7 protein-coding genes are annotated in these 10,089 nt (G+C 68.3%); 3 read left to right on the plus strand and 4 right to left on the minus strand.

Translation table 11 applies throughout. The features are described from left to right. The 3 genes from VXC91_RS38515 to VXC91_RS38525 all read right to left on the minus strand — a co-directional run. A partial coding sequence (locus tag VXC91_RS38515) for a hypothetical protein (RefSeq protein WP_329512005.1) occupies positions 1-1,162 on the minus strand: 1,162 nt, incomplete at its 3' end. A 3-nt stretch (positions 1,163-1,165) separates the two neighbouring features. Next, positions 1,166-2,242 carry a helix-turn-helix domain-containing protein gene (locus VXC91_RS38520; RefSeq protein ID WP_329512006.1) on the minus strand — a complete coding sequence of 359 codons (1,077 nt, stop codon included), beginning with the start codon at positions 2,240-2,242 and terminating at the stop codon, positions 1,166-1,168. Positions 2,243-2,622: 380 nt separating this feature from the next. Then, the gene (locus tag VXC91_RS38525) at positions 2,623-3,606 is read right to left on the minus strand and encodes a hypothetical protein (protein WP_329512007.1); all 984 of its coding nucleotides are present in this window, start codon (positions 3,604-3,606) and stop codon (positions 2,623-2,625) included. 655 nt (positions 3,607-4,261) lie between these two features. Between VXC91_RS38525 and VXC91_RS38530 the strand changes: the two genes are divergently transcribed. The 3 genes from VXC91_RS38530 to VXC91_RS38540 all read left to right on the plus strand — a co-directional run bounded on the left by VXC91_RS38530 (position 4,262) and on the right by VXC91_RS38540 (position 9,264). Beyond that, complete coding sequence (locus VXC91_RS38530) at positions 4,262-6,364, plus strand: AAA family ATPase (RefSeq protein ID WP_329512008.1); 2,103 nt, start codon at positions 4,262-4,264, stop codon at positions 6,362-6,364. Then, on the plus strand, positions 6,357-7,613 hold the full coding sequence (locus VXC91_RS38535; RefSeq protein WP_329512009.1) for an McrC family protein: 1,257 nt from the start codon (positions 6,357-6,359) through the stop codon (positions 7,611-7,613). Before VXC91_RS38530 ends, VXC91_RS38535 begins: the two co-directional genes overlap by 8 nt. 691 nt (positions 7,614-8,304) lie before the next feature. Further along, positions 8,305-9,264: an IS110 family transposase gene (locus VXC91_RS38540; RefSeq protein ID WP_408057585.1), complete on the plus strand. Its 960-nt coding sequence runs from the start codon at positions 8,305-8,307 to the stop codon at positions 9,262-9,264. Between the two features lie 559 nt (positions 9,265-9,823). Here the strand turns inward: VXC91_RS38540 and VXC91_RS38545 are convergent. Next, positions 9,824-10,078 carry a helix-turn-helix domain-containing protein gene (locus VXC91_RS38545; protein WP_106974253.1) on the minus strand — a complete coding sequence of 85 codons (255 nt, stop codon included), beginning with the start codon at positions 10,076-10,078 and terminating at the stop codon, positions 9,824-9,826. Between the last annotated feature and the right edge of the window lie 11 nt (positions 10,079-10,089).

Genomic DNA, 10,089 nt, shown 5'->3' on the forward strand with positions numbered 1-10,089 from the left:
AAGGAGCGACGGGCAGCGTCGCCCATGCTTTGAGTGGCGGGGGTACCTGGAATCCGGATTTTGAGCTTGCGCCCTGCCCGATGCGCTGGTTCTCCAGCGCGTAGCGGTCGACGGCCGCAGCGCATTTGTTGCGCCACCACGTCTTGCGCTCGGTACCGGCTCGGTAGCTGGCCATTTCGCTGACCCAGCCGCTCCAGGTGACGATGGTGTGGTTGTCGGCCTCGCGTCGCGTGTCGCCGTCGGGCAGGAAGAAGCGGTCGAGACCGCGCCCGTCGCACTCCTCGCAGTCGCAGGTTGCGGGATCCACGTTGGCGTAGAGGTTGGACAGGGACTCGGCGCCCTTGAAGCACATCAACTGTGGCATCAGCACGTGCGGGTACGTGGGGCCGCCACCTCGCTTGCCTATCTGGGCCTTCTCGTCGGGAGGTATCGCGTGGCGGAGCGAGCTCTGGACGCCGATTCCCGCACAGAGGGCGCCATGCGCCAGCACATCGAGAGCTGCGAGATCCGTGCGCAGCAGTGCCACGTGCTCGACCTCGGTGAACAGCCGCCGCAGGTTGGCCGGAACGTCCTTCCCCTGTTCCAGCGGGTCGAACTGGCGGAAGAGGATCACGGCTTTGGGGTGACGGATCTTGGCGCAGACCGCGATGAGTTGACCGATGTTCTCCCGATTGAGCCAGGTGACGTCGATCGGGAGGGAGACCAGCGTGTCAGCCCGCTCGATCCGGTTGGCGTCCCGCATCACTGCTTTGAGGGCGCGGGAGCTCGCCGGCGGTATGTACCCGGTGGGAGTCAGCGCTGCGGTTGCCCCTCGAGCCTTCTGGAAGTTCAAGGAGTCGTCCACGGTGGCGAACAGTTCGTCGGGAGGCGCCATGAACGGCTCTTCCGCCGTTGCCGTGTAGGTGCTGTAGGCGGCGCTGTCTATCAGCAGAGTGCCCTCGTAACCAACGTCGGTGCGGAGCTGGAACGCTCGAGCGTCGGCGTTGGCGCCGGTCATGACCACGCCGCTCAGCTCATCATCCAGGGCGCGGCGGGGTCGAGGAATGTTGCGGGCATGCTCGTGCAGCAGCACGCGTCCCTGCAGGAGCGGCACAGCCGCCACCGTGTGGTCGAGCGTCTTCAAGGCGGGCGGCCGCCGCCTCGGATCGGGGGCGTTGCTCATGAATCACCTCGCAGAAGGGTCCGGCACGTCCTTGTGTCCGGACGCAGAAGAAGCGCACACGTAGATCTCGTGGAACTCCTCGCGACCCAGGCCCGCCAGGTGGGCGGTCTCGGTCGGACTGAGGTGGAGCTGCTCCTCAAGCCGGGTGACGGCCTGAGCGATATGGCGCGGGGTTTCGCGCCGGATGATCGTCGGTTCGTTCGTGCGGTAGCCGAGTGCGGACAACTCGACCATGAGCGTGCGGTACTGCCACTCGCTGATGACCCCCAGGTCGACGGCCCGCCGGATGAGAGCGGCCATCGAAACCCCCCACCTGGCTTTGAGATCCATGAGGCGGGCGACGTCGATGCCGGGCTTCAGCTCGCTCAGGATCACCTCGTGTGGCATGAGGAACTCGGCAGCGAACCGGTCGGCCTGTGCCTCTTGGACGCGCCCCTCACCGGGCTCGCGGTGCATGATCAGGTGGCCCAGCTCATGCGCGAGGCTGAACCGTGAACGATCGCCAGGCGCTGCGGAGTTGAGGAGTATCAGCGGCGCCCTGCCGGGCGGCCACTGGCTCACGGCGTCGAGATCGGTGGTGCCAAGGTCGCGGACGACGACCTGCGCGCCGGCATCTTCGAGCAGCGCGACCAGGTTGTCGACGGGGCCGGCGGGAACGTTCCACTCTTCGCGTACCGTCTCGGCGGCGTCCGCGGGAGTGTCGAAGTCATTGACCTCAATGTGCCTGAACAGGATGACATGGCGGAGGGCGGCCGCCTGGGTCACCGCTTCGACCTGGTAGCGGGTAAGTGCCAACGTGGCATGGATCCGGCGCAGCGCGGGGGCTCCCAGAGAGGCGCGCTTGCGGTGATGTATCAGCCCGATGCCGACCCCGGTTGTATCAGCGCCCTGGCACAGCATTTCGGGCGTGAAGCGAAGTGCGGCGGCGAACAGGTGCACCCGCTCAGCCCGGACTGGGATGCGTCCGGCTTCGGCCCGGCTCACGTACCCCTGCGTGACGCGGCTGCCGTCAACGCGCGACATCTGCTCGGCAAGCTCGGATTGGGTCCAACCGCGCGAGTCGCGTGCGAGGGCGAGCATGGAGGGGTCTGCGACCAACTCCTTGTGATCACTCACGGCCACCTCCATCCCTGACAAGTCTCGACTCCGCTGAGGATACACGACTTTATGCCTCAGAATATTCCGAACATGATCCTCGGAGTGCACTGCCTTCAGGGATACCACGCTCCACTGACAATCCAACTGGGCCGGGGCTGACGGTTGTTGGAGCTCATTGGTGCCTCAGCCCGAAACCCGATGCCGGGCTGAACGGCGGCGCCTGCCGCTCAGTGCCTGCGCGCGCTGGGGCCCCGCCCGGAAGTGCCGGTGGAGGTCTTGTGGAGAACGGCGACGGGCAGCGCCGCGGCGGGGTCGTACTCGATGAGCGGCATGGTCGTCCTTAAGGAGGGCGTGGTCTGGGGTCAGAGCTTCTCGAACCGTTGAGCCAGGCATCGCGGGCACATGCCGAGATCGTCCTCACCGGGCTCGTACAGGGCAGCGCAGTTGGTGCACGTTGCGGTCTGCGGGCCGAGGGAGGTGGCACAGCTGAAGCACAGGGTGCGCGGGCTGGCGGGGGCGGCCGCAACGCGGGTCTGGCGGAGCATCTCCTCGTGGCCGCAGCCAGGACACCCCCCGGTGAGCAGGCCGGGCCGGTCGAAGGCCCTGAGGTAGTCGAACAGCAGCCCGTAGGAGTGGACCCAGCCCATGTGGCAGAAGCTGCACTGTGGGTCGGGGAAGCCGACCTGGACGGCGAACTGCGCGCACACCGGGCACTCGACGACGCTGTCGGCCACCGGGGTCAGCTCCGCGCGGATCTCGTTGTGACGCTGCTTCAGGTAGGACGTGATGGTGCCCAGCCGGGCCCGGATGACGGCCATGTCCCGCTGCAGGAGCTTGTCCTCGTCCATGCTCAGGTCGGGCTGGAGTTCGGTGGTGAAGAACTCCATGAGGAAGGTGAGCACTTCGGCGGCGCGGGCCTCGACGGCAGGGGCGGAGGTGCTCAGCCCATAGTGCTGCAATGCGTTGCGGGACTTGGTCAGCACGCCGAGCGTCTTCACGGCCTTGTCCGCGATGGTGACGCCGGCGATGCCCGCCAGCCGGTCGAGCGCAGCATCGGTGGTACAGCTCTCGAAGTCACCGGATTCGAACCGCGCGCGGGTGGCGGCACCGGGGTTCTTGAAGACTTGGGACCAGTGCTCGCGTTGCAGGCGGGCCTTGAGGAGTACTTCGACGGCGGCCTGGAGGTGCAGGATCGCGTACTTCAGGTCCCGAGGCTCGGGCGGATCGCCGTGGGTGAGGTGGTCGGTGACGCTCAGGAGGTAGTCGATGCCGTTCTGGACCGGCGGGAAGTCGACGTCTGGCTGGCTGCCGAGGGGTTCACGGCGGTTCCGGGGTCTGATCTCCAAGGTCTGCCTCCTCTTTGAGGGCCAAGTGGCATGGATCGAAGGGAAGTTGGAATCAAATCCTGACCTAGTGGTAGTCACCGTCCACGCAGTCGCCGCGCGAGGCCATGGAACAGATCACGTTCTGGTGTTGCCCAATGGCCGGTATGTACGGGTGGATCGAAAGGATCGGAGAGCGCATCTCCCGCGCCGCATGATGCATGGTGCGGAGGGTAACAACGCGACACCGTAGTTGCTCCACGTCACGGCTCTTCCGACACCGCACCGCGGCTCGTCTTCTGGAGCAACGGCCTCCTGCGCGAACTCGTCGGCGAAGCAGCGGTGGCGGCTCCGGCAGTAACGGGACGAGCGGCGGGAGCGGCTCTGGCGGCAAGACAGGCATCCAGTTCGGATACGCCTGCTCCCCCGTCGGCGCTCTGGGCGCCGCGGAGGACGGAAGGCCCGCCAAGTGCTTCATGGGCAGCGACGGCCGGGCTCGATGGGGCTACGACTCCAACCGTGGTTAGCCAGCCGACGCCTGCCCGCTCTGGGCAGGGGCGGGATCCACCCCAACCGTCCCCTTCCCAGAACCGTCCCCCGCTTTTCAGCGCCTCCCAGGCTCGCCCTCAACTGCCCTGGTACGCGCTCAAAATGCCGATGATCCGGCATGATGACCTTCATGGCGGACGAAATGGACCTACGGGCGGCAGCGGCGGCATTCGACCGGAGCAGCGTGCCGGAGAGCGAGACAGCCGCCGAGGACGAACGCAAGCAGGTGCTCTCTCAGTTCCCCCTGGAGGAGTGGCCGACACTGCCCCTGTCGCGCTACGCCCTGGGGCAGGCGGCCGAGTCCGGGAGCGGACCGGCGTACTGCAGGCTGATGGAGTTCGGTACCCCGAACCTCGGCAGCATCAAGGGCGGCAGCGCGGCGAAGCACATCATGTACCACCACAACTCCGGCGAGTGGCGGGTGGCCGCGCCGCTGCGCGGGATGGCGCCGCAGGAGGCGTGGGAGGAGCTGCGCGGACAGTTCGTGCGGGCCTTCGAGGCCGTAGCTGCAGCGGACTTCGAGGCCGTGGACGATCTTGAGGCGCTGCGGTTCGGTCCGACGCTGGTGACCAAGTCTCTGGCCACCTACTTCCCCGAGCACTTCCTGCCCATCTACGCCGGCGAGCACCTGCGTCGGTTCGTCACTCTGCTGGGCGGCTCTTCGCAGCCCGACGCGCCGGCCTGGCGCAACAACCGTCGGCTGCTGGAACTCGTCCGCGCGAAGCCGGAGTTCGATGGCTGGAGCGGACAGGAGGTCATGCACTTCCTGTACGCGAAGTTCGATCCGCGACCGCAGGAGCGCGCCGTCTGGAAGATCGCCCCCGGTGAACGAGGACGGCTGTGGGAAGAGTGCCGTGACGGCGGGGTGATCCGCGTCGGGTGGGACGAGCTCGGCGACCTCGGCCAGTACCAGAGCGACTCCGAGCTGAAGCAGGCGCTCGACGCGTACTGGCCGCGCAGCAGCGGGGGCAGCCTGACGCTCGCCCGGCGACTGCTGACGTTCCGGGACCTGGAGGCGGGGGACCGGATCGTGGCCAACCGCGGGATGGACGAGGTTCTGGCCACCGGGACCGTCAGCGGAAGTTACCGCTTCGAGGCCGACCACTCCGAGTACCAGCACGTCGTCCCGGTGTCCTGGGACGTCTCCCACGCGCGGAAACTGTCGAAGCCCCAGCACGGCTGGCGGTCCACGTTCGCCAAGGTGCAGCCGACGCTTTTCGCCAGGATCACCGCGGGCCTCGCGGATACGGGCGCGGAGTCGACGGAGTCGTACACCGGCGGCCCCGTCACGCTGCCCGAGGATGTCGCAGGCGTACTGGAGGCGCTGGAGCGCAAGGGGCAGGTGATCCTGCACGGACCTCCCGGCACCGGAAAGACCCGGCTCGCACTCGGCGCCGCCCTCGCCCTCGCCGGTCGTGCGGACGCGCTCAACTCCACGCCGGACCAGCGGGCCGCGGCCCAGGCCGAGACGCTGCGGGACGGCCGCATACACATGGTGACCTTCCATCCGTCCTACGGCTACGAGGACTTCGTGGAGGGCTTCAAGCCGGACCTGAGCGCCACCGGCCCCGGGCTGACCCTGGCGCTCACCGACGGTGTGTTCCACACCCTGTGTGCCCAGGCCATCGCACGCCCGGACGAGACCTTCCTGCTGATCATCGACGAGATCAACCGGGGCGATCTGCCGCGCATCTTCGGCGAATTGGTCACCCTGCTCGAACTCGACAAGCGCGGCCTGCCCCTCGCGCTGTCCGTCAGCAGGCGCACCTTCTCGGTGCCGCCGAACGTGCGGATTATCGGGACCATGAACACGGCGGACCGCAGCATCAGCCACCTGGACGCCGCCGTACGCCGCCGCTTCGCCTTCCTCCCGGTCGGCCCCGACCCGGACGCCGTGTCCGGCACCGTCGGCCCCCTGGACCTGGCACAGTTCTTCGAGTCCCTCAACACCCGCATCGCCCGTCACCTCGACGCCGACCACCAGATAGGGCACGCCTACCTGCTGCGTAACGGCGAGCCGATCGCCACCGAGGACGACCTGGCCGCCGCCTTCCACCACGAGGTGATCCCGCTCCTGGAGGACTACTGCCTCGGCCGCGCCGACCTGCTGCACCGCATCCTCGGCAGCCTCGTCGACGCGGACACGGGACGCCCCGCGCTGATGCCGCCGCAGGACCTCGCCGCCGCCCTGGCGACCGAGTTCACCAGCGGCACGCCGGGCCCCGATGCCTGACCACACCGAGGTCCGGCTCGCAGAGTACGGATCCGCACTGCTGGGGGCCGACCAGCTCACACCCCGGGACGTCGAGCGGCTGCGCGCCCTCCAGACGCGCGCCTGCCTCAGCCTGGACCAGGCCCCGTCCGGATGGCGGCTCAAGGCCGACGCGACCGTCGGCATCCTGGTGCTCGACCGCATCCGCCTGGTCATCAAGCCCAAGTTCGCCATCCCGGGCGAGCAACTCATGAGCTGGCTCGCCTACGCCCTCGGCGCGCCCGCGCCGCTCCCGGCGACGGCACGGCGCTGGGCCACCGGCCCGGAAGGCTACGCCGACCTCGTGGCCGCGGCCCTGCTGGAGCAGTGCGAGCAACTGGTCCGGGAAGGGCTGCGCCGGGACTACGTACGCCGCCAGAGCCTGCAACCGGTCCTGCGGGGACGCCTGGACGTCGCGGCACAAGTGTTCCGGCGCTATGGGCAACTCGATCAACTGCACGTCCGCACCTTCGACCGGGAGGCGGACATCGAGGACAACCGCGTCCTGGGAACCGCGCTGCGGGTGGCCCGCACCCTGGCCACACAACCCGACCTGGCCCGCGACCTTCACACTATCGCCGACGCTTTTCCGCAGGCCCCGACCCCCGACGCCGCTCTGCGCTCCCTGGACCGCACCCGGTACACACGCCTGAACGCCCGCTACCGCGCAGCGCACACCTGGGCCCGCCTGCTCCTGTGTGGCGGCGGTGTGACCGACCTCTTCACCGACGACGGCATGACGGCGGACGGCCTCCTGCTGGCCATGCCCGCCCTCTGGGAAGCCGTCGTCCGACGTCTGGCCACCGAGGCCGCCGCCCCTCACGGCGGGCACGCCGTCCCCAGCGGCGGTGCGACAGGCATTACCGTCCGGGGCGACCTCGGCAGCACCTCGACCTTCCGGCCCGACGTGCTGCTCAGCCTTCCGGGGCGTGCCCCGTCCGCGCGCACTCTGCTGCCGGTGGACGCCAAGTACAAGCGCTACGACCGCTATGGCGTCGGCGCGGGCGACGTCCACCAACTCCTCACCTACGGTGCCGGCTACACTCCGAGCGCCGACCCGCGTGCAGTGATCGTCCACCCGTGTTCCGGTGGGCACTCCCACCGGACCCTCCAGGCCAGTGGACCGCGGGGTGCACTCGGAAGCATCCACGTCCTCGGTGTCGACACGCACGCGTCCCCGCACCAGGCGGCCCTGTGGGTCCGGTCGGCACTGCCCTGGTCCGACTGGTGACCGCCGCCCGCCCACGCCAGCCGAGGTGCTGCGGTCCCATGTCGCTCACAGGCGTGGGCGTGCCCGAGCGCTTGAAGCGTTGCAAGCCCGCGAAGCGCGCCGCGCTCGGTTCAGCCTCCGGCGCGCAGACGGTACCGCGTGACGACATCAGGGAGCTATGGCCAGTGGCGGCCCAGCGGGGAGCCACCTCGGTGATCGCCCTGGCCGAGCTGATGGATGGAGAGCTTGGCAACGACACCCGCGATCGTGTGCGGACAGGCTTTGGCTCGAGGCCATCGGTGAGGTAGCCGACGACGTCGGCGTCCAGGTCGCCGCGCTTGCCGCTGGCAGCGCCTGATCGCACCGCTCGCCTTTGTGTGCTGTTGTGCTCGGCCGAGATCAGGTTCGGGGTGTTGTGCGAAGGGGTTTGAGCATGTCCTGCGGTTCCTGGGCGGTAGCGAGATGGGGGGCAGCAGGATGGGCGGGTGCTGTCCCGGGCCCATGGTCTGACTCATGATTTCTCTGACCGAAGTGTCTCGATCACACGGTGTCGGCCGGTGGTCGGGGATGGTGCGTTGTCGGTGCCGGACTGGCGGGGTGTGTCCCTATAGGGGCCTGCCGATAGTTGTGGCGTCCTCACGATTCTGACCGTCTGACGCGGCCCGGTACCGGCAACGCGACATGTCATCGGACCGGAAGGAGAGGAACGGGCATGTCCAGTTCGACCGTGCCCAGTACGTCGTCGGCTCTGCGAACCCGTCGCCGCCCTGCGGGGGAGGTGGTGCTGGGAGTGGATACGCACCGGGATGTTCACATGGCTGCCGTGCTCTCCGTGTCGGGGGCAGTCCTCGCTACCGATGAGTTCCCGGCCACCGCGGCCGGCTACCGCGATCTGCTGAAGCGCGCCAGGAAGTGGGGAACCGTGAGACGGGCCGGAGTGGAGGGGACCGGCTCATACGGAGCGTCGTTGTCCCGCTATCTGCTGGCCCAGGGCATAGACGTGTTTGACGTGAATCGGATGGACCGGGCGGATCGTCGTCGGCGCGGCAAGTCGGATCCGCTCGATGCCCAGAACGCGGCGCAATCAGTGTTGAGCGGGCGAGCCCGTGCCCGAGCCCCCGAACTCTTCCGGACCTGTGCGCAGTTCACCGGTGTGTGCAGTCGCGAGGATGCTGGCGAGGAGCCGGTGGTGCAAGCCACCCGGATCACGCTGGGCCTGCTGGCTCACCGGATCGGCCAGCTCTCCGAGCAGATCCGGGATGTAGAGGCTCGTCTGACCCGGCTCGTGGAACGGCATGCTCCGCAGCTGCTCGACGTGGTCGGGATCGGTCCGGACACGGCGGTCGCTTTGCTGATCACGGTGGGGGACAACCCGGAACGGCTCGACAGCGAAGCGTCGTTCGTCGCGCTGTGCGGGGTCAGCCCTGTTGAGCGTTCCTCGGGACTCCGGCAGTACCGTCGCCTCAACCGCGGGGGCGACCGGCAGGCCAACGCCGCGCTCCACCGCATCGTGTTCACCCGCCTGCGGGTCGACCCGCGTACCCAGGACTACTACGAGCGCCGCATCAAGGAGGGCAAGGCCCGTCGTGAAATCGTCCGTTGCCCCAAACGCTACGCGGCCCGGGAGGTCTTCCACCTGGTCAAACAGCTACAGTCGGCACCCTGTTCATAGGGGCTGTGTGACAGCGGCGTGTGACGAGAAGTCCCGCAGGTGCGGTCCGGTGGGGCCTCTGAGTACGTGGGGTTTCTTGTCCGCCGTGAGCACCGCCGCACTCGGGTTCTCCGCTCCCGAGCGCCGAAGCATGGACGCGGTGACGACACACCTCTTACGGCCGACGCACAGCATCCGACCCGGGAACTCTTCGCGACCAACCAAGTCGTAGCCTTCACCCCTGCAAAGCCCAACACCTTTGTCTGTTCCCTCCGATGTTGCGCGGCCCGCGTGGAGCGACCGCGACGGCATTGCCAGAGGCGATGGTCGCCAGCCTGCCATTCGTCACCGCGGAGGACTTTGCCCGCTTCACCACGCGACCGCATCGCTCCGCTGGCCTTGTAGCGGGTGGCATCCCTACACGTCGCCCGCTGCCGAACGCTGCCCGCAACCCGGGACCTGGCCTGGAACGTCGGGGCAGTTGTGCCACAGTGCGGTCCGCTTCCTGTAGGCGCTCGCTATAAGGGGCTCATGACACGACGAAGCCCCGCCGGCTCGGCGGGGCTTCTGTGCGCAGGGGTTATGACGGAGTGCAGCGACTGGTGTGGGCACCGTTGTACTCCGGCTCTCCGCTTTCGAGCACGCGGAGCAAGGACGCGGTGACGACACGCGTGGTACGTCCGATGCGTAGCACGCGGCACGGGAACTCTCCGCGACGCACGAGGTCGTAGCCCTTCGCCCGAGAGAACCCCAACGCCCTGGAAGCGTCTTCCACGCTGCCCGTTCCGTCCCAGGTGGCGCGGATGTGCGTAGGGCTGTAACGGGTGCCTTGCACCTCGTTGGTCT

Source organism: Streptomyces chiangmaiensis (assembly GCF_036281785.1).
Taxonomy (GTDB): domain Bacteria; phylum Actinomycetota; class Actinomycetes; order Streptomycetales; family Streptomycetaceae; genus Streptomyces; species Streptomyces chiangmaiensis.